Origin of the sequence: Novosphingobium organovorum, assembly GCF_022832435.1 — a bacterium.
Taxonomy (GTDB): domain Bacteria; phylum Pseudomonadota; class Alphaproteobacteria; order Sphingomonadales; family Sphingomonadaceae; genus Novosphingobium; species Novosphingobium organovorum.
Window position 1 is genome coordinate 1 of record NZ_JALHLF010000073.1, and the last position, 18617, is coordinate 18617.

At 66.4% G+C, this 18617-nt stretch carries 17 protein-coding genes, 1 tRNA gene and 1 pseudogene; 10 read left to right on the forward strand and 9 right to left on the reverse strand.

Annotated features, from left to right (window positions below; translation table 11 throughout):
• Positions 1–376 (reverse strand): annotated as a pseudogene (locus MTR62_RS15180) (hypothetical protein); the annotation flags it as partial.
• An 80-nt stretch (positions 377–456) separates the two neighbouring features.
• Here MTR62_RS15180 and MTR62_RS15185 point away from each other — a divergent pair.
• A complete protein-coding gene (locus tag MTR62_RS15185) occupies positions 457–1164 on the forward strand; it encodes a DJ-1/PfpI family protein (protein ID WP_244022441.1) in 708 nt (235 codons plus the stop codon).
• An 8-nt stretch (positions 1165–1172) separates the two neighbouring features.
• On the forward strand, positions 1173–1637 hold the full coding sequence (locus MTR62_RS15190; RefSeq protein ID WP_244022443.1) for a nuclear transport factor 2 family protein: 465 nt from the start codon (positions 1173–1175) through the stop codon (positions 1635–1637).
• A gap of 87 nt (positions 1638–1724) precedes the next feature.
• Here MTR62_RS15190 and MTR62_RS15195 read toward each other — a convergent pair whose 3' ends face one another.
• The 3 genes from MTR62_RS15195 to pdeM form a co-directional block, all read right to left on the reverse strand.
• Positions 1725–2492, reverse strand: a complete 768-nt coding sequence (locus tag MTR62_RS15195) for an EF-hand domain-containing protein (protein WP_244022445.1) — start codon at positions 2490–2492, stop codon at positions 1725–1727.
• A 200-nt stretch (positions 2493–2692) separates the two neighbouring features.
• Positions 2693–3214 carry a translation initiation factor IF-3 gene (infC, locus tag MTR62_RS15200; protein ID WP_244022447.1) on the reverse strand — a complete coding sequence of 174 codons (522 nt, stop codon included), beginning with the start codon at positions 3212–3214 and terminating at the stop codon, positions 2693–2695.
• Positions 3215–3380: 166 nt separating this feature from the next.
• Positions 3381–4085, reverse strand: coding sequence for a ligase-associated DNA damage response endonuclease PdeM (gene pdeM / locus MTR62_RS15205; protein WP_244022449.1), 705 nt, complete (start codon positions 4083–4085; stop codon positions 3381–3383).
• A 65-nt stretch (positions 4086–4150) separates the two neighbouring features.
• Here pdeM and hemF point away from each other — a divergent pair, with 65 nt between their 5' ends.
• The 3 genes from hemF (at position 4151) to map (ending at position 6127) form a co-directional block, all read left to right on the forward strand.
• Positions 4151–5014 carry an oxygen-dependent coproporphyrinogen oxidase gene (hemF, locus tag MTR62_RS15210; protein ID WP_244022451.1) on the forward strand — a complete coding sequence of 288 codons (864 nt, stop codon included), beginning with the start codon at positions 4151–4153 and terminating at the stop codon, positions 5012–5014.
• A 97-nt stretch (positions 5015–5111) separates the two neighbouring features.
• The gene (locus tag MTR62_RS15215; RefSeq protein ID WP_244022454.1) at positions 5112–5345 is read left to right on the forward strand and encodes a ParD-like family protein; all 234 of its coding nucleotides are present in this window, start codon (positions 5112–5114) and stop codon (positions 5343–5345) included.
• Positions 5342–6127 carry a type I methionyl aminopeptidase gene (gene map / locus MTR62_RS15220; RefSeq protein ID WP_244022456.1) on the forward strand — a complete coding sequence of 262 codons (786 nt, stop codon included), beginning with the start codon at positions 5342–5344 and terminating at the stop codon, positions 6125–6127. Before MTR62_RS15215 ends, map begins: the two co-directional genes overlap by 4 nt.
• Before the next feature lie 192 nt (positions 6128–6319).
• Here the strand turns inward: map and MTR62_RS15225 are convergent, their stop codons facing one another.
• Positions 6320–7942, reverse strand: a complete 1623-nt coding sequence (locus MTR62_RS15225) for an alkaline phosphatase D family protein (protein ID WP_244022458.1) — start codon at positions 7940–7942, stop codon at positions 6320–6322.
• A 25-nt stretch (positions 7943–7967) separates the two neighbouring features.
• Positions 7968–10292 carry a TonB-dependent receptor gene (locus MTR62_RS15230; RefSeq protein ID WP_327194420.1) on the reverse strand — a complete coding sequence of 775 codons (2325 nt, stop codon included), beginning with the start codon at positions 10290–10292 and terminating at the stop codon, positions 7968–7970.
• Between the two features lie 264 nt (positions 10293–10556).
• Here MTR62_RS15230 and MTR62_RS15235 point away from each other — a divergent pair, with 264 nt between their 5' ends.
• On the forward strand, positions 10557–12053 hold the full coding sequence (locus MTR62_RS15235; protein ID WP_244022460.1) for a S41 family peptidase: 1497 nt from the start codon (positions 10557–10559) through the stop codon (positions 12051–12053).
• Positions 12054–12139: 86 nt separating this feature from the next.
• On the opposite strand, the gene MTR62_RS15240 is transcribed toward MTR62_RS15235, so the two are convergent.
• A complete protein-coding gene (locus MTR62_RS15240; RefSeq protein ID WP_244022462.1) occupies positions 12140–12577 on the reverse strand; it encodes a hypothetical protein in 438 nt (145 codons plus the stop codon).
• A gap of 286 nt (positions 12578–12863) precedes the next feature.
• Here MTR62_RS15240 and MTR62_RS15245 point away from each other — a divergent pair, with 286 nt between their 5' ends.
• Positions 12864–14957 carry a RelA/SpoT family protein gene (locus MTR62_RS15245; RefSeq protein ID WP_244022464.1) on the forward strand — a complete coding sequence of 698 codons (2094 nt, stop codon included), beginning with the start codon at positions 12864–12866 and terminating at the stop codon, positions 14955–14957.
• 39 nt (positions 14958–14996) lie between these two features.
• Here MTR62_RS15245 and MTR62_RS15250 read toward each other — a convergent pair whose 3' ends face one another.
• Together MTR62_RS15250 and MTR62_RS15255 are read right to left on the reverse strand one after the other, a co-directional pair.
• Positions 14997–15320 (reverse strand): DUF1905 domain-containing protein, encoded by a 324-nt coding sequence (locus tag MTR62_RS15250; RefSeq protein ID WP_244022466.1) that lies wholly within the window; start codon positions 15318–15320, stop codon positions 14997–14999.
• Entirely contained in the window at positions 15317–16285 is a 969-nt protein-coding gene (locus tag MTR62_RS15255; RefSeq protein ID WP_244022468.1) for a peptidylprolyl isomerase, read from the reverse strand. The genes MTR62_RS15250 and MTR62_RS15255 overlap by 4 nt, the downstream gene beginning before the upstream one ends.
• Before the next feature lie 77 nt (positions 16286–16362).
• Here MTR62_RS15255 and MTR62_RS15260 point away from each other — a divergent pair.
• The 3 genes from MTR62_RS15260 to MTR62_RS15270 form a co-directional block, all read left to right on the forward strand.
• Positions 16363–16453: transfer RNA gene (locus MTR62_RS15260), tRNA-Ser, on the forward strand.
• A 60-nt stretch (positions 16454–16513) separates the two neighbouring features.
• On the forward strand, positions 16514–17746 hold the full coding sequence (locus MTR62_RS15265; RefSeq protein ID WP_407672693.1) for a tyrosine-type recombinase/integrase: 1233 nt from the start codon (positions 16514–16516) through the stop codon (positions 17744–17746).
• Between the two features lie 428 nt (positions 17747–18174).
• On the forward strand, positions 18175–18617 hold a 443-nt coding region (locus MTR62_RS15270; protein WP_244022470.1), incomplete at its 3' end, for an ArdC-like ssDNA-binding domain-containing protein.

Sequence of the window (18617 nt, forward strand, 5' to 3'; positions counted from 1 at the left end):
CGGCGCGCAGGAAGGCGAGGCTCGGCGCGTCGTGCATCGCGGCGTAGGCGCCGTTGCCGCCCACCACGATGAGGGTGTCGGCCAGCGTATCGGCCAGCGTATCGGCCAGCGTATCGGCCAGCGGCTCGGATAGCGGCTCGAGCGGCGCGGCGCGCGTATCGAGCGCGACGCCCGAGGACGAGCGCACCGGCCCGCCGTGGGCGGAAAGCAGTTCGATACGGTAGGGCCCCGGCGTTTCTTCATCCACCCCGTCGCTGTCCCTGTCCCCGTTTTCGTCTGCCGCCATGCGCCCGGCGATCTCGAAACTGGTGATCGGGCCGCAGGCGTCGAGCAGCTGGAAATCGGGATAGAGGTAGAGCGCGATCGTGCGGGGCATGGCCTAAAATGAGGGATCACTGTCCTTTCGTCAAGGCGCGCTTGCAGTGATGAAGGGGGTGTCACCGCAAGGAGGTTTTCATGTCCGACCAGCCATTGCGCCTCGTCTTCGCCGTCTTCCCCGGCATGACCCAGCTCGATTTCACCGGCCCGCACCAGTTCCTCTCGCGCCTGCCGGGCAGCGAGACGATCGTGGCCAGCCGCGATGGCGGTGCGGTCGCGGCCGAAGGACTGACCTTTGCCGGAACCGGGCGGCTGGCCGACATCGCCGGGTGCGATCTGCTGTGCGTGCCGGGCGGCGCCGGCGCGGCGCAGGTCGCGTGCGATGCCGGTTTCGTCGATGAGGTGCGCCGGCTGGGTCTGGGCGCGCGCTACGTGACCTCGGTGTGCACCGGATCGCTGGTGCTGGGCGCGGCGGGGCTGCTGAGGGGGCGGCGCGCGGCGTGCCACTGGGCCTGGCGCCACCTCCTGCCGCTGTTCGGCGCGATCCCCGATGACGGGCGCGTGGTGCGCGATGGTCGGGTCATCACCGGGGGCGGGGTCACCGCAGGGATCGATTTCGCACTTACCGTGCTGGCCGAGATCGGGGGGGCGGACACCGCGCAGGCGATCCAGCTCGGCCTCGAATACGCGCCCGAGCCGCCGTTTACCGCCGGGCGCCCCGAAACCGCACCTGAGCCGATCCTTGTGGCCTACCGGGCGCGCATGGCGGCCATCCTGCCCGAACGGGAGGCTGAGGCCCGCGTCGCGGCCGCGCGGCTTGGCGCTCTTGCGCCGGCGGGCCAGTGAGCGCCCCGGTGTCGCGCCCGCCGTTGCCCCCGTTCACGCGCGAAAGCGCCGCGCAAAAGGCCCGTCTGGCCGAGGACGCGTGGAACAGCCGCGATCCCGCGCGCGTCGCGCGCGCCTATTCGCCCGACAGCGTGTGGCGCAACCGCTCGGACTTCCTGCAAGGGCGCGCGGCGATCATCGCTTTCCTTGCCGCGAAGTGGGCGCGCGAGCGCGACTACCGGCTGATCAAGGAAGTCTGGGCTGCGGCGGATGACCGCATCGCGGTGCGCTTTGCCTACGAATGGCACGACGAGGAGGGCCACTGGACCCGCTCCTACGGCAACGAGAACTGGGAGTTCGACGCTGCGGGCCTCATGCGTCGGCGCCTTGCCAGCATCAACGACAGGCCCATCGCCAGCACCGAGCGGCTGTTCCACTGGCCGCTCGGCCCGCGCCCGCTCGACCATCCCGGCCTGAGCGCGCTCGGCCTGTAGGGGGCGGCCGCGCAACCGGCGATCCGACCTGGCAAGAATGCCCCTACAGAAAAAGCCCGCCAAAGGATCTGGCGGGCTTTTGCGGGATCAGGGCTGCTGGGGCGGCGGGCCGCCGGGGGGCGGGCCACCGGCGCCACCCGGCCCACCCGGCCCACCGGGGCCGCCTTTGCCGTGGGGGCGCATTTCCATCATCGTGAGTTTGCCGTCGTGGTCCTTGTCGGCGGCATCGAAGATCTTGCCTTCGTAGGCGAGGAATTCGTCGAGCGAGAGCCCGGCGTCGTAGTTGGTGTTGGCCTTCGCGATGATCGTGCCGGTCAGCGGCTCGATCAGCTGGTTGAGCATCAGGTCCTCTTCCTCGTGCCCGGCGTCTGGCATGATGGCGTCGGGGATGGGGCCTTCGCTGTCGCCCAGCGCGCTGCTTTCGTGCGCGGCGGCCGATCCCATCTGCGATTGCCAGGCGATGAATTCGGCTTCGGAGATGGTGTGGTTGTGGTCGGTGTCGATCTTGGCGAAGCGTTCGCGGATGATCGCGGCGCGGCGCGCGTCGATCACGCCGTGCAGTTCCTCGAGCGTGACGATGCCGTTATGGTCGGCGTCGGCTTCCTCGAACATCTTGGTGACCACCTTGTCGAAGGTGGAGCGCTTGATCGGCTTGGGCATGCGCGGCTTGGCTTCGCCGCCGCCGCTTGGCGGAGCACCGCCACCGCCGCCCGGTCCACCGCCCATACCGCCACCCATGCCGCCTCCCATGTCGCCGCCGCCCATACCGCCCATCTGGGCCATGACGGAGGATGGCTGCGCGATCAGCAGCGTGGTCGCGAGCAGCGAGGCGAGAGTGAGAGTGGTCTTGCGCATGGGCGACTTCGTGGGCGGATTGTGTGGCAGGAAAATTTCAACGCTGTCGCAGGGTGTAACAGGTGTGGGTGTGTTGCCCCAGATCGGACGAGAGCAACGAAAAAGGGGCGCTCCCGTTGCCGGGAGCGCCCCTTTTTTCTCGGCTTGTCTCTGGGCCCCTTGCCTTGCGCCAGCGTTTGGTCCGGGGCAGGGGCGCAGGATTATTTGGGGGCCAGCACCATCAGCATCTGGCGGCCTTCCATGCGCGGGTAGGCTTCGACCTTGGCCACTTCGGCGACGTCTTCCTGCACGCGGCGCAGCAGGTTCATGCCCAGCTGCTGGTGCGAAAGCTCACGACCGCGAAAGCGCAGGGTGACCTTCACCTTGTCCCCATCGCCGATGAAGCGGTGGATGTTGCGCATCTTCACGTCATAGTCGTGGTCATCGATGTTCGGACGCATCTTGATCTCCTTGATCTCCTGCGTCTTCTGGGTCTTGCGCGCGGCGTTGGCCTTTTTCTGGGCCTCGTAGCGATACTTGCCGACATCGAGGAACTTGCACACCGGCGGATCCGCGTTGGGCGAGACTTCGACGAGGTCGAGACCGACGTCGGCCGCACGCTCGATTGCCTCACGCGTCGAAAGGACACCAATATTCTCGCCGTTCTCGTCGATCACGCGGACCTTGTCGGCTTGGATGAACTTGTTGTAGCGCGGTCCGCTCTTGACCGGTGGCGCCATCATGCGCCGGGGTGGGGGTGCTATATGCGTTCTCCTGAGTCGTTACTCTGAAATCTGCGAATTCGGGCGTCCTTAATGCGAATCGCCGCTTTGCGCAAAGCGCGATTTTTCCGTCCTGTTTACAAGAGCGCCCCGGACCGGCGATGCGGTCCTTCTCCCATGTAGGCGTTCAGGCCGCCTTTCGCCAGAGGGGGAAGCGAACAAGACGCGCGCGCGAGGGCAAAAGCGCATCGATCGCCTCGGCGGGTTGCAGCGCCTCGAGGATCGCCGGATCGTTCGCGGGCATCCCGCCGGTGAGCGCGCCGAAGGCGGGCAGGATGAGGCGCGTCTCGCTCGCCACGGTGCAGGCGCGGGCGATCCGGCGCCCGCGCGCGGTGAGCGTGAGGCGGGGGTGGAAGTGGCCCGAAAGCTCGGGCTCGGGGGTGTCGGGCCGGGTCTCGTGGCGCAGCATGATCCCGGCCAGTTCCAGCTCCTCGTGGCAGGTACCGGGCAGGGTGCGGGCGGGATCGCTGCCGAGCGCGCGGTCGTGGTTGCCGGTGATCCACACCCATTCGTGCGCGCGGGTGAGCGCGTCGAGCATCCCTGTGGCGTGGGGTTCAAGTCGGGCGGGGCCGGCATCGTCGTGAAAATTGTCGCCCAGCGCGAAGACCCGCCGCGCGCCGGTGACGCGCAGCGCGTCGGCCAGCCGCTCAAGCGTCTCGCGGCTGTCGTAAGGGGGGAGCATCTGCCCGCCGCTGGCGTAGAAGCTGGCCTTTTCGAGGTGCAGGTCGGCCACCAGCAGCGCGCGTTCGGCGGGCCAGTAGAGCGCGCCGGGGCGGCTGCCATGGCCTTCGAGCAGGACCAGCTCGTGCGTGCAGAACGAAAAGGGAACCATGGCTTTTCCTTGCCGTGCCCTGCGCGATTTGGCAAGCGCTTGCGCCAAGACAGAGGATGACACGCATGACCGATTGGGCCCCTTACACCGCGCGCGCCGCACACTGGTTCCAGAGCCTGCGCGATGCGATCTGCGCCGAGTTCGAAGCGATCGAGCGCGAGGCGGGGAGCGATGCGGCGTTTGAATACACTCCCTGGAAGCGCTCGGCCGTGGAAGGCGAGGGCGAGGAGACCGGCGGTGGCACGCGCGGGCTGATGAAGGGCCAGGTGTTCGAGAAGGTGGGGGTCAACATCTCCACCGTCCACGGCGCCTTTGGCAAGGAATTCGCCGCGACCATCAACGGCGCCTCGGCGCAGCAGCCGCAGTTCTCGGCCACGGGGATCAGCCTTGTCGCGCACATGGCCAATCCGCACGTGCCTGCGGTGCACATGAACACGCGCTTCCTGACCACCACCAAGGCCTGGTTCGGGGGCGGTGCCGATCTCAACCCGCCGCTGCCCTATGCCGAGGATACCGAGGCCTTCCACGCTGCCTTCAAGGCCACCTGCGACGCGCACGGCGAGGGCAATTACGAGCGCTACAAGGCCTGGGCGGACGAATACTTCTACATTCCTCACCGCAAGGTCTATCGCGGCGTGGGCGGCATCTTCTACGATCACCTCGAATGCGCCGACGAAGCCGCGTGGGAGGCCAATTTCGCGTTGACCAAGGCGGTGGGCGAGACTTTTCTGGCGATCTTCCCGCAGCTCGTGCGGCGCCGGATGGGGATGGCCTTTACGCCCGCCGACAAGGCGCAGCAGCTCGAATGGCGCGGGCGCTATGCCGAATTCAACCTCGTCTACGATCGTGGCACGCTGTTCGGGCTCAAGACCGGGGGGAATGTCGACGCGATCCTGATGAGCCTGCCGCCCGAGGCGACCTGGAGCTGACGGGCTGGACTTGACGGGGCCCGTTCGGACAGGCCCTTTGCCTTGGGCTATACGATCCGTATATGGACCATATGCGAATCGTAGAAAGGAGCCTGCCATGGGCATCGTGAACATCGATGACGAGCTGCACGAACAGGTGCGCCGTGCGAGCAGGGTTTCGGGCCGTTCCATCAACGCGCAGGCTGCGTTCTGGATCAAGGTCGGGCTGCTGTGCGAGCTCGAGCCGACGCTGAGTTTCAACCAGATCATGGAGCGCGAACTGGCCCGCGCCGGGGTGGCGCCCACGCCGCTCGTTCCATCCAGCCCCGCGCTGGCGAAGGACGCGGCATGATCAAGCAGGTCTGGGAACGCGAACTGATGGCCGAGGCCGGGCGCCTGCTTGCCTCGGTGTTCGGCCTGATCGACCGCACCGACCTCGTCGGAAAGTCCACGCTCGACATCGACACCATGGTCGAGCGCTATATCGTCGAGGAGCTCAAGGCGCGGCCCGCGAGCAAGGGCCAGTACGGCTTCGCCTTCGTGCTCAATTCCTCGGTCAATTCGGTGGTCTGCCACGGCGTGCCCTCGCCGCGGGACATTCTGGGCGAGGGTGACATCGTCAATTTCGACATCACGCTCGAGAAGAACGGCTACATCGCGGATTCGAGCAAGACCTACATGGTTGGCGCGGTGCATCCTGCCGCGCGCCGGCTGGTCGAGACGACCTACGCCGCGCTGTGGAAGGGCATCGGCTGCGTGCGCCCCGGCGCGCGGATGGGCGATATTGGCCATACGATCGAACGCTTTGCCAAGCGCGCGGGCTACACCGTGGTGCGCGAATACTGCGGCCACGGCATCGGGCGCGAAATGCACGAAGAACCGCAGGTGCTCCACTTCGGCAACGCCGGGACGGGCGTGCTGCTGCGCGAGGGAATGACGTTCACGATCGAACCGATGCTCAACCAGGGGCGCCGCCACGTGCGCCAGCTCGACGATGGCTGGAGCGTGGTGACCAAGGACGGCGGCCTCTCCGCGCAGTTCGAACACACCGTGCTGGTCACCGCGAGCGGTGTGGAGGTCTTGACGCTGCGGCCCGAGGAACAGGCGATGCTGGGCAAGCTGCGCGCGGCTTAGGGCCTGCCGGGGACGAGACGAACAAAGATGCGCTGTTCAAGGACCACAGCCCCTTGAAACCGAACTGCCGCCCCCGAACTGTCGACCGCACCTGTCTTGCGCGCCGCCGGCTGAGTGACGTGAGGGGGACTGTTCGGGGAGCCCGAGGGCGATGGCCCTCGGGCTCCTCTTATTCGATCGCGATCGTTCGCGTCAGCTGGCGTCGAACCGGCGCGCGCCCCACGCGACGGTGCGGTATTCGCTGGTGGTCCCGGCGGTGGTGTGGGCCTGGATCGTGCTCATGAAGTGCCAGGCGCCGCGCACGCGTTCCTTGGTAAGCTCGAGGCTGACGTAGCCACGGCGGCTGGTGTCGCACAGCGAGAGGCCGGGGTTGGCCTCCTGCATCGCGCGGGCAAGGTTCTGCGGGGCGACGCCCGGCAGATAGGTCTCGTACCCCGGCGAGGTGACCGAGTGCCCGGCGTATTCGACGCCAACGGGCGCCCCGTCGAGCGTGAGGTTCTGGCCCCAGGCGTTGTGGCTGTCGCCCGAGAGGACGACGAGGTTCGCCTCGGCCTCGCGCGCGGCGGAAAGCAGGCGCGTGCGCGCAGCGGGGTAGCCGTCCCACGAATCCATGTTGACCGGAAGGCCGACCTTGGCCGCCGCGACGATCGCGCCGAGCGCCTGCTGGACCTTGGCCGGGGCATCGGCGGGTGAGAAGGCAGCCAGCTCGGCGGGCGCCTTGAGCGGACCCATCACGATCTCCTGCGCGAGGACCTGCCAGCGCGTGCCCGCCTTTGCGGACGCCGCGATGCCCTCGTTCAGCCAGGCTTCCTGCTTCGCGCCCATCAGCGTGCGCGCGCTGTCCTGCCAGGGCCCGTCGCGGAAGGCGACGAGCGCCTTGCCGATATCGGCCTGTCCGTGCAGCGCTTCGCCAAGGTCGAGCTGCTTGACGCGCCCGGTGATGCGCGTCTCGGGGCGGAAGATGGTGGCCAGCGCGCCGATCTGGAAGCTGTCGTAGAGCGCGTCGGACACCGGCATCCATTCGCGGTAGGCGCGCTCGGCCACGGCCTTGCGCACCGACCAGGGGCCTTCGCTGTCCGGCTGGTGGTTTTCCGCGCCGCCCATCCAGCTGTCGTTGGCGAATTCGTGATCGTCCCACTGCGCGATCATCGGGAAGCGGGCGTGGAGCGCGCGCAGGTCCGGGTCGAGCCGGTAGGAGGCGTAGCGCAGGCGATAGTCGGCGAGCGTCAGGATCTCGTGATCGGGCTCGGGCACGCGGCCGGCCATCGCGTGATCGGGATAGGTGCCGTTGGGTGCGTATTCGTAGAAATAGTCGCCGACGTGGATCATCAGGTCGAGATCGTCGCGCGCGGCGGCGTGGGCGTAGGCGTTGAACCAGCCGTAGGGCATGTTCGAACAGGAGAACAGGCCGATGCCAAACCGCGCGACGTCGCCCGTGGGCAGCGTGCGCGTGCGCCCGACCTCGCTCATCGTGCCATCGGGCGCGATGAAGCGGTAGTGATACCAGCGGTCGGGTTCGAGCCCGGTGACGACGAGCTTGGCGCAGCAGTCGTGTTCGGGCGAGGCGAGGACCTCGCCCCCCGAGACGACATGGGCAAAGCTGGCATCGGTGGCGACTTCGGCGCGCAGCTTCGTCTCGCCGGTGCCGACGTAGCGCGTCCACAGCAGGACCGAACGGGCCGCCGGTTCGCCGCTGGCGATGCCGTGGGTAAAGCCGCGCGCGGTCAGGATCGCGGCGACGCCGGGCGTCGAAAGCGCGGCAAGGCCGAAGGCACCGGCCTGGAGCAGCAGGCGGCGGTCAAAGGTGAAGGTCATGACGGTGTCTCCCTTTGCGCGCGGTTCAGTACCGCACCGTCACATCGAGGCCGTAGGTGCGCGGCTCGGCGGGGATGTAGGTGGGGTAGCCGAAGGAGCCGCCGGTGTTGCCCGCGTCCATCAGATAGCGTTTGTTGGCGAGGTTCTTGCCCCAGACCGCGAGCGTGTACTTGCCCTGCGCGATGCGCAGGCCGCCGCGTGCGTTGACGAGCGTGACCGGGTCCTGGCTGGTGTCCTCGTCGTTGGGTACCTCGAAGTAGATCTTCGAGCGGTAGGTGACGCTGGGGGCGAGGAACAGGCTGTCGTTCTGGTTGATCGGCAGGTCGAGGTTGAACCCGGCAGCCCACTGCCACTTGGGCTGGAGGCGGAACTGCGAACCGGCGTACTTGCCGTTCGAGGCCTTGTCGTCGATCCCGCCCGAGATATAGCCCGCGTTGGCAAAGGCGGTGAGCCAGCTGGCGAGCTGCGCGCTCACTTCGCCCTCGACGCCCAGGTTCCCGGCCGAGCCCGCGCTTTCGGTCACCGACTGGCCGGTCGTGGCGTTGTACACGCTGACCTGGAAATTGCTGTAGTCGTCGTAGTAGACACCCAGCGAGCCCGAGAAGATGCCCAGCTTGCCCTTGATGCCCGCTTCGTAGTTCCACACCGTCTCGGCCTCAACCACGTTGAGCTCGGGGACCACCGCGCCGCTGTCGTCGGTCGTGGCGCTGAGGTCCACCACCGGCGAGCGGCGGCCTTCGGAGACGGTGGCATAGAGGTTGATGTCGGGCGTGACGTGGTAGAGCACGTTGACGCGCGGCAGCACCGCGGTGAACGAGCGCGTGGCGGTGTAGGTTTCGCCATCGGTGCTGTAGAGCCCGGTGATCAGCGGCTGTTCGGTGCCATAGAGCAGGTAGTAGAACGTCGAATTGGGCACTTGCGAGACATAGCCCGAGTGGCGCTTTTCATGCAGCAGGCGCGCGCCCACGGTCAGTTCGAGCCTGGGGGTGGGGATCCAGGTGGTGTCGGCGAAGACCGACCAGGTCTGGTTCTTGCCCTGGTTCTCGTAGTAGCCGCTGTAGGGCAGCGAGGTGTAGTAGCCGCCGGTGGCGTAATAGGTGGCGAGTTCGGCGGGCACCGAATTGTCCGCATTGACGCAGCCGGTGCCGATCAGCCCGGTGGTGCATTCCACCAGAACGCCTTCCTCGAGCGAGAAGGGCACCTTCTGGTAGCTCTTTTCGACATAGTAGTTCCAGCCCAGCGAGGCGCGCAGCGTGGGCGAGGAGTAGGTGAAGCGGCCCTCGTGGCTGGCGTCCCAGCCCTTGGCGTGCTCGGCGAATTCGAGATAGGGCGCGGCCGAACCGTCGGCGTCGAACACTTCGAGCGCGTTGAAGTGGCGGTAGCCGTTGACGGTGGTGAAGCTCCAGTCGTCCGACAGTTCCCAGTTGGCGGTGAAGTTGGCGTCCCACACGTGGCGGTGGAGGCCGAGCTTGGAGAGGCCCAGATCCTCGGCCGAAGTCGCCGAACCGCCCAGGTACGCCGCGCCGTAGATGCCGTCGACCGAAGTCGAGCCAAGCGACCTGGAGAGGAACGGGGTGCCCGAATTGCGCTCGCGGTCATAGGTCACGACGAGGTCCGCCGAGAAGGTGTCGGTGGGGGTGTAGCGCAGCGAACCGCGCAGGCCGAGCTGGTTCTGCGCGTAGAGATCGTCCTGGTCGGGGGCGAGGTTCTTCACGTAGCCGTCGCGCTTGAGCCACTGCCAGGCGAGGCGCGCGGCGATCACGTCGTTGCCCGCGTTGACGAACCCTTCGAGCTTGCGCGCACCGTAGTTGCCCACGCCTGCCGTCGCCGAGGCCGAGAGGCCGGGCTGGGGCTTGTTCGAAATAAGCGAGATTGCCCCGATCGTCGCGGCGGTGCCGAACAGGGTCGCCTGCGGGCCTTTGACGACCTCGATGCGCTCCATGTCGTAGATGCCCTGATAGGCCCCGCGCGAACGCGAGATGTCGACCCCGTTGTAGTAGAGCGTGACGCGCGGGCTCTCCTGCGCCGAACCGCTGTCCGAGGTGATCCCGCGGATCACGAAGCCGGGGTTGTTGGCGCTCTGGATCTGGACGTTGAGGCCCGGAACATAGGCCGAGAGCTGGCCGATGTCGGTGACGCCAAGGTCCCTGATCGCCTCGCCCGACAGCGCGCTCAGCGTGATCGGCACGTCCATCGCGCGTTGTTCGTACTTCTGCGCGGTGACGACGATCGCGCTGGAATCGTATTCGGGAGTGGCCGCCGCCGCGCCGTCCTCTGCATGTGCCGCACCCGCCAGAGCGACCAGGGAGGAACCGGCGGCAAGACCGGCGAGGAGGGTTTTGAGTTTCACGGCTTGGGCCCTTTACTTCGAAGATGCGACACTGTCGCCTATCCCGCGAGCCCCTATCCGGGCTGTGTGACAAATCGGCGTAGGCTTTGTGACGGCAATGCGATGCCGCGCGCGATGATCGGCATTTGGCACCATTTTCAAGATACTTGGTGCGATTTTGCCACACTTGTCCGCAACGGGAGAGGGAGCGGTGTTTTTCTTTGACGTGCAAGATCTGGCCCGCATTGTGGTGCACGGTCACAACCACATATCGGACATCTTTTCATGCGCTTTGCCCTGCTTGCGCCGCTCGTGGCGCTATCGCTTGCCCTGGCCGGATGCGGGGGCGGCGATGGCGGTTCGGGCAGCAGCTCCGGATCGACGTCGACGTCGACGTCCACCGCGACGACCACCAGCTCGTCCGGAACCTCGAGCGCCTGCTCGCTCGCCACGCGCGAAGCCTGGGCGCTGGCCCAGCTCAAGGAATGGTACCTCTTCCCCGACCTGCTCGACACCACGGTCGATCCGGACGCCTATTCCACGCTGCAGGACTACATCGATGCGCTGGTGGCGCCCGCGCGCGCGGAATCGAAGGACCGCTATTTCACTTATGTCACCTCGATCGCGGAAGAGAACGCCTACTACGCCTCGGGCGAGACCGCGGGGATCGGCGTGCGGCTGGGGTTCGATTACACCGCCAAGGCGCTCTACGTGATCGAGGCCTACGAGAACGCGCCGGCCTATGCCGCCGGGCTCGACCGGGGCACGCAAATCGTCGCGATCGGCACCAGCACGGCGAACCTGCAGACCGTCTCCGCGCTCTACGCCAGCGGCGGGATTGACGCGGTGAGCGATGCGCTGGGCGATTCGACCGTGGGCACCACGCGGGTGTTCCAGATCCGCCAGCCCGACAGCACGGTTTCGACAGTGAGCGTGACCAAGGCCGACTTCGAGCTCGATCCGCTGTCCTCGCGCTATGGCTACAAGATCATTCAAAGCGGGGGGGAGAGCTACGGCTACGTCAACCTGCGGACCTTCGTGAGCACCGCCAACGCGGCGCTGGCCGAAGCCTTCGCCGCGTTCAAGGCGCAAGGCGTCACCAAGGTCATCGTCGATTTGCGCTACAACGGGGGCGGGCTGATCTCGGTTGCCGATACGTTTTCCAACCTGCTCAACGCGCAGCGCACGGGCAGCGTGATGAACTATGTCACGTTCCGCGATTCCAAGTCGGACAACGACGAGACCAGCTATTTTTCGGCGCAGGACGGGGCCATCGCGGCGACCCGCGTGGCCTTTATCGGCACCGGCAGCACCGCGTCGGCGAGCGAGCTGGTGATGAACACGCAAAAGCCCTATTTGCCCAACGACGTCGCGCTTGTCGGCGCCAACACCTACGGCAAGCCGGTGGGCCAGATCGGGCTCGACAACAGCGATTGCGACGACCGTCTGCGGGTCATCGCGCTCAAGCTTGAAAACGCCGACCATGAGGGGGACTACTACTCGGGCCTTGCCAGTAGCTACCCGGCGACCTGCGAGGCGAGCGACGACATTTCCTACCAGCTGGGCGATGCCAACGAGCCTTCGATCAAGGCGGCGATCGGGTTCCTGAGCGGGAACAGCTGCACCGCAATCACCTCGTCGCTGGCGTCCAGCGCGACGGCCTCGGTGCAGCAGGGGGCTTTGGCGGATTCGGTGAGCGTCGCGGGTGCCGCACGAGCGCGCGAACCACTCGAGGCAAAAAGCCCCAGCTTCGCCCAGCGCCAGTTGCCCGGCCTGTTCTGAGCCTGGCGTAATGCGGGGCGCCGGATGGCGGTGCCCCGGTCGGCGATGCGGCGGCACTGGGGCCGAAGGGTGGCCCCGGCAGCCCCTCAGCAGGCGTAAAGCGGGCGGTTGGTCTTGGTCCGGCAGAGCCGCGTTTCGACCTGCCCGCCCAGCGTTCCGGCCATGTCGCCGTTGCGCCGCTGGTTGGCAAGGCCCATGCCGCGCAAGTCGAGCGGACGCGACAGTTCGACCCCGAACTCGTTGCCGCGCACCCAGCGCACGCAGCCTTCCAGCCCGCTGCTGCCCAGGATCGCCAGATCGATGATCTCGCCCTCGCGCGGGACCAGGGCCTTGCTGGCCAGGCCCATGCCGCGCTCGGACACGTTGCGCACCATGACCGGCTCGCCCGCCATGCCCGGCAGGGTCATCACCGCACGCATCAAGGTGCGCTGGCGCGGCGCGCGCGTCACCCCTGGCCTTGCCTCGGACACCGGCGGGGGCAGCGGTTGCGCATCGTCTCCGAAATGGCGCTGGAAGGATGCCATGGTCTCTCTCTTTCTCTCTCGCCTGCTCTCTCGTGCGCGGCGCTGTTTGGTGTGCTCCTCAGGCGACGGGACAGACCGCCACAGGGGCCAGCATGCCTGTCCGATTGCTGGAGAAGGGTTAACGCGGGCATCGTGGATGGTGCGATGAAATCGATTGAATGCTGGGATCGGAACGGCAATAATCGTTAATCATACCCGCGTCGGCGAACCGAGTTTGTTGCAAAGACTGCATCTGCGTTCGGCAAGGCTTGCCGTGGGGCAAAAAACCGGCACATGATTTGAATCTATGTTGCGCCAGTACGAACTTGTTGAACGCGTCAAGGAATACGCCCCGGAGGCCGACGAGGCCCTGCTGAACCGTGCCTATGTCTACACGGTGCAGAAACACGGGACGCAAAAGCGCGCGAGCGGCGACCCGTATTTCTCGCATCCGGTCGAAGTGGCCGGGCTCATGACCGAGCTCAAGCTCGACCAGCAGACGATCATCACCGCGCTGCTCCACGACACCGTGGAGGATACCCTCGCCACGACCGAGGAGATCGAGAAGCTGTTCGGCGCCGATGTCGCGCGGCTGGTCGACGGCGTCACCAAGCTCTCCAAGATCGAGGTGATGACCGAGAACGAGCGGGCGGCGGAGAACCTGCGCAAGTTCCTCCTGGCGATGAGCGAGGACTTGCGCGTGCTGCTCGTCAAGCTCGCCGATCGCCTGCACAACATGCGCACGCTCCACTTCATCAAGAAGCCGGAAAAGCGCCAGCGCATCGCGCGCGAGACCATGGAGATCTACGCCCCGCTGGCCGAGCGCGTGGGCATGTACGAATACATGCGCGAGATGCAGCTGCTCGCCTTCGAACAGATCGAGCCCGAAGGCTACGCCACGATCACCGGGCGTCTTGCGCAGATCCGCAGCCAGGAAGGCGGGCACGTCGATGCGATCGCGCTGGCGATCAAGCAGGCGCTCGCCGAAGCGGGGGTCAGCGTCGAGGTGACGGGGCGCGAAAAGCACCCCTATTCGATCTGGCGCAAGATGAAGGAGCGCCACGTCTCCTTCGAACAGATCACCGACATCATGGCCTTCCGCGTGCTGACCGACAGCGCGGACGATTGCTACCGCGCGCTGGGCACGCTGCACCAGCACTGGCAGATGATCCCTGGCCGCTTCAAGGACTACATCTCGACCCCCAAGTCGAACGGCTACCAGTCGCTCCACACCGCGCTGATCTACGAAAACTCGATGCGCATGGAAGTGCAGATCCGCACGCGCGAGATGCACCGGCTCAACGAATTCGGCCTCGCCGCGCACTGGGCCTACAAGCAGGGCGGCGCGCGGCCCGACGGGCAGGTCGGCTGGCTGCGCGACCTGATCGAGATCGTCGACACCACGCACGACGCCGAGGAACTGCTCGAGAACACCAAGCTGGCGATCTATCACGATCGCATCTTCGCCTTCACCCCCAAGGGTTCGCTCCAGCAGCTGCCCAAGGGTGCGACCGCGGTCGACTTTGCCTATGCGGTCCACACCGACCTCGGCAACGCCACGGTCGGCGCGAAGATCAACGGGCGCCACATGCCGCTGCGCACCCGCCTCAACAACGGCGACGTGGTCGAGATCATCAAGAGCGAAGGGTCCGAGCCGCAGCTTTCCTGGCTGGGTTTCGTCGTCACCGGCAAGGCGCGCGCGGCGATCCGCCGCGCGGTGCGCGCCAAGGAACGCGCGGAGGTCGCCGAGATCGGCTCCAAGCTGTTCGACGAGCTGACCACCCGCCTGCCGCAGCGCATCGGCAAAAAGGCGCTCAACGCCGCGATCGCCAAGCTGGGCATGGACGATGAGGAAGACCTCATGTTCGCGATCGGGTCGGCCCACGTCACCGACCGTGAGGTGATGGAGGCGCTGGTGCCCGGCAGCACCGCGACCATGCCCGAAGACCCGGAATGGACCCGCAGCGAAAAGGCGATTTCGATCAAGGGGCTGACGCCGGGAATGGGCTTCGAGCTGGCCAAGTGCTGCCACCCCGTGCCGGGCGATCGCATCGTCGGCCTGCGCCGGCCGGACCACAAGGTCGAAGTCCACACGATCGACTGCCTGACGCTGGCCGATGGCGTCGATGCCGACTGGCTCGATCTCTCGTGGGGCTCGCGCACCACCGGGGCGACCGGCCGCCTGCGCCTCGTGCTCTACAACCGTCCGGGCACGCTGGCCGAAGTGACGCAGATTTTCGCGAACGCCCATGCCAACGTTTCCGCGCTCAACATCGTCCAGCGCGACGATCACTTCGGCACTTATGAAGTGGGGCTCGAAGTGGCGGACCTGGCGCACCTGACCCGCATCGTCGCGGCGCTTCGGGCGAGCGCGGCGGTAACCGATGCGGAGCGGATCTGACGGGATGACCCAAAGGGGCACCGCCCTTGGAGAATCGTTTTAGAACTCCAGTTCCACGGTCACGCTATCGCCTTCACCGATACTCTCGGCCTTACGCACGGCAGCCTTGACGGGGAGCAGCCAGCCGCCGTCGGCCTTGCTGGGAAAGACCGAGGTGGCAAACGCGCTCTCGCCGATGCGCGCCTTGACCTTGAGCGACCCGAAGCCGCGGCCCGAGCCTTCGAGCTTGCGCATCAGCGCGGTCGCGCTCAGCGTTTCGGCGTCGGTCCCGGTGATCGTCACGAAGTGCCAGCTGCCGCCATTGGCCCCGCCCGCCCAGCGCCAGAGCGTGGCGGTGTGCGTCAGGCTCTCGCTCGTGCTCATCGGGCGACCTGCCGGATCGGCACGGGCACATTGCAGATGTCCACGCCGCCCGCGGGCACGTTGTAGAAACCGTCCTTGCGGTTGGCGCGCGCGTGGACGTAGGCCGCGAAACTGTCGCTCGTGGTTGAAAGGTATTCGTAGCCGGGCAGGTCCTTGATCGCGCTGCCGAGGCGAACCGAGACGATCGGCGTGCGGTCCTCCTCGCGCGTGTAAAAGCCCATCGCGCCCGGCCCGCGCGGAAGCGCGGAGAGGGCGCCCATCCCCTCGATCACCCGGCCAACCACGGCAATGTTGCGGTCGAGCTGGCGCGGGGCCTGCCCGATGACGGTGTAGAGTTCAGCCCCGGTGCCCGTGTCGGGCGACATGTCGCGCCCCACGCCGACCGCGCCATAGCAGTGGATCGGCCAGGAAGCGGTGTCGTCCCCGGCGATCGGCCAGCCATCGACGAAGCCGTTGCGCGGGGCATAGGCGTCGCTTCCCGCGCTATCGTCCTTGGGCAGCGCGCTGGCGGGGCTGGTGTAGGCGCTCTGGGGAACGACCGCGAGGCCCTTGGGCAAAGTCTTCTCCTTGGCGGTATCGCCGTTGGTGTCGGCCGCTTCGCCCGGCGAATTGGGATCGCCCCACTGCACGACGTAGTTGTCCTGGACGCGCACCACCGCGATCCCGTCGTACCAGCGCGCGGCGATGAGTTTGCGCATGTTGTCCACCCAGCCTTGCGCGAAGGGAGCGGGCATCAGCTGGATCACCACCCGGCGCGGGTGCCCCTTGGCGTCGGGCGCAAGGTCGATGACCATCAGGTCCTTGGGATCGATCCGGCGCCACTCGGCGGGTTTCGCCGCTTCGATGACCCCGTTCGGCGTTACGGCAGCCTGGGCTGCCTTGGTCTGAGCGCAGGCCAGGGCGGGAAAGGTCAGGGCCGTGGCGGCGACGAGCAGGGGCAGCGCGCCCTTGAGGAAAATTTGCATGACAAACACGTTGCCACGCGCTCCCCGCTTGCGAAAGGCGAAAAGCCGCGCTAGTGGCCTGCGCTCACCAGCGATGCGGAGCGGTGGCCGAGTGGTCGAAGGCGCACGCCTGGAAAGTGTGTATACGTCAAAAGCGTATCGAGGGTTCGAATCCCTCCCGCTCCGCCACTGGTGGCAACACCCACATTCATAATCGTCCACGAAAAACCAAGGAATACCTTGGCTTACGTGGTGATTCGCGTCCTCCTGCATCCAGCCCCATCCACCGGTGTCCGATTGGAAATGTGGGAAGGAATGTGGGAGAATTTGGGCATGGGAAAGCTCTCCGTAACCGCTGTAAAAGCCGCCACGCGACAGGGGCGATTGGGCGATGGTGACGGCCTCTACCTCGTCGTTCAGCCGGGTGGTTCGAAAAGTTGGGTCTGCCGGGTGCAGAAGCACGGAATGCGCCGCGACTTCGGCTTGGGTAGCGCCTCGAAGGTGTCGCTTGCCGATGCGCGCGAGCGAGCACGGGAGATTCGAGGTTGGGTCGAGCAGGGGCTCGATCCGATCTTCGAGCGGCGAAAGGAGCAAGGTATACCGACCTTTCGCGAAGCTGCCGCCAAGGTGCTGGCGAGCTATCGGAAGACCTGGCGCAACGAAAAGCACGAAGCCCAATGGTCGAGTACGCTCAAGGCCTATGCCTTCCCCCATATTGGGGATCTTCAGGTCAACGCCATCACCGGCCCCATGATCCGCAACATGCTGGCGGAAATCTGGCTGACCAAGCCCGAGACCGCGCGGCGGGTGCGCCAGCGGGTCGGAACGGTCCTCGATTGGGCCTACGCATCGGGCTACCGCGATTCGGAAGCGCCCATGCGCGCGGTGACGCGCGGCTTGCCGCGTCAGCCCAAGAAAGAGGGGCATTTCGCGGCTATGCCCTTCGACAAGGTCCCGACGTTCTTGATTCGCTTACGCGAGCGGGAGTCCTTCAGTCGTCTCGCGCTGCAATTCGCGATCCTCACCGCCGCGCGCTCGGGGGAAGTTCGCCACGCAACCTGGGACGAGATCGACTTCGACGCCGCTCTCTGGACGATTCCCAAAGAGCGCATGAAAGCCCAGCGCGAGCATGTCGTGCCTTTGACGTCCCCAGCGCTGCGCATTCTTGAGCGTTGCAACGAATTACGGCTGGCCAATTGCCAGCTGGTCTTTCCGGGCGCGCGGCGCAATGCGCCGCTGTCCGACATGACACTGACCAAGCTGCTCAAGGAAATGAAGGAGCCTTATACGGCGCATGGCTTCCGGTCGGCTTTTCGCGATTGGGTGAGTGAGACGACCAATCACCCAGGCGACGTGGCCGAAGCGGCCTTGGCCCATGTGGTCAAGAACAAGACCGAGGCGGCTTACCGGCGCGGCAACCTCTTGGAGAAGCGACGCGGCATGATGAAGGACTGGGCCGCCTTTTGTTCGCCGCGCATGTGAGTTTCGCGAAACAAAGGGGGCTCTGTGACGGGCTGATGCAAACATTGCAGGCTGACCCGCGCCTATGGCACGGCCGGGCTCTATTTCGCTGACGCTCAACCGAGCCACCAGCTACGCCGCCGTCTCGTCGGCAGAGCCGTGACGATCCCTGTCAGGGGCGGGATGCGGTCCGCATCCCTTCAAGTGTCGCCGCGCTGACCCGCGCGGCGGCGTTGGCCTTTGTCGGCTTCAAGGTGACGGGGGGCGTCGCTGCCCGATAGCCCCGCCTCGACGGGGCGCAACCCGTCCGCTGCGCTCCCGGGTCCTTCACTTCGTTACAGCCTTTCAGGTGCGCCCCGCCTTTTGCCGGCGGGGCTGCTGGTTCGCTCCTGCCGCCTCCCGCCACCCTGGCGCCGGTCAATGGCGGTTGAAGGAAGGAGTGAAGGAGCATGGCCAAGGACAACCGTCAGAGCCTCTATGGAGAAGTCGCGAACCGGATCATTGCTGAGTTGGAGGACGGCCGCGTGCCGTGGGTGCAGCCTTGGGATGCGGCGCGGTGCCCGGTGACGATGCCGAACAACGGAGTAACCGGGCGCATCTACAGCGGCATAAACGTGCTGATCCTGTGGGCGGCTGGGATCGGGGGCGGCTATTCCTCGCAGCGCTGGCTTACCTACAAACAGGCCGAGAAGGCAGGCGGCAACGTTAAGCGCGGGGAGAAGGGAACGGTCATTTGTTACGCGGATCGTTTCACGCCCAAGGACGAGGCGCAAAAGGCCCAGAGCGAGGACCGCGACGCGCGCACCGTGGCGTTCCTTAAGAGGTTCACGGTCTTCAATCTGGACCAGTGCGAGGGCCTGTCGATCGATGGAGGCGAGGCTTCAAACGTCCC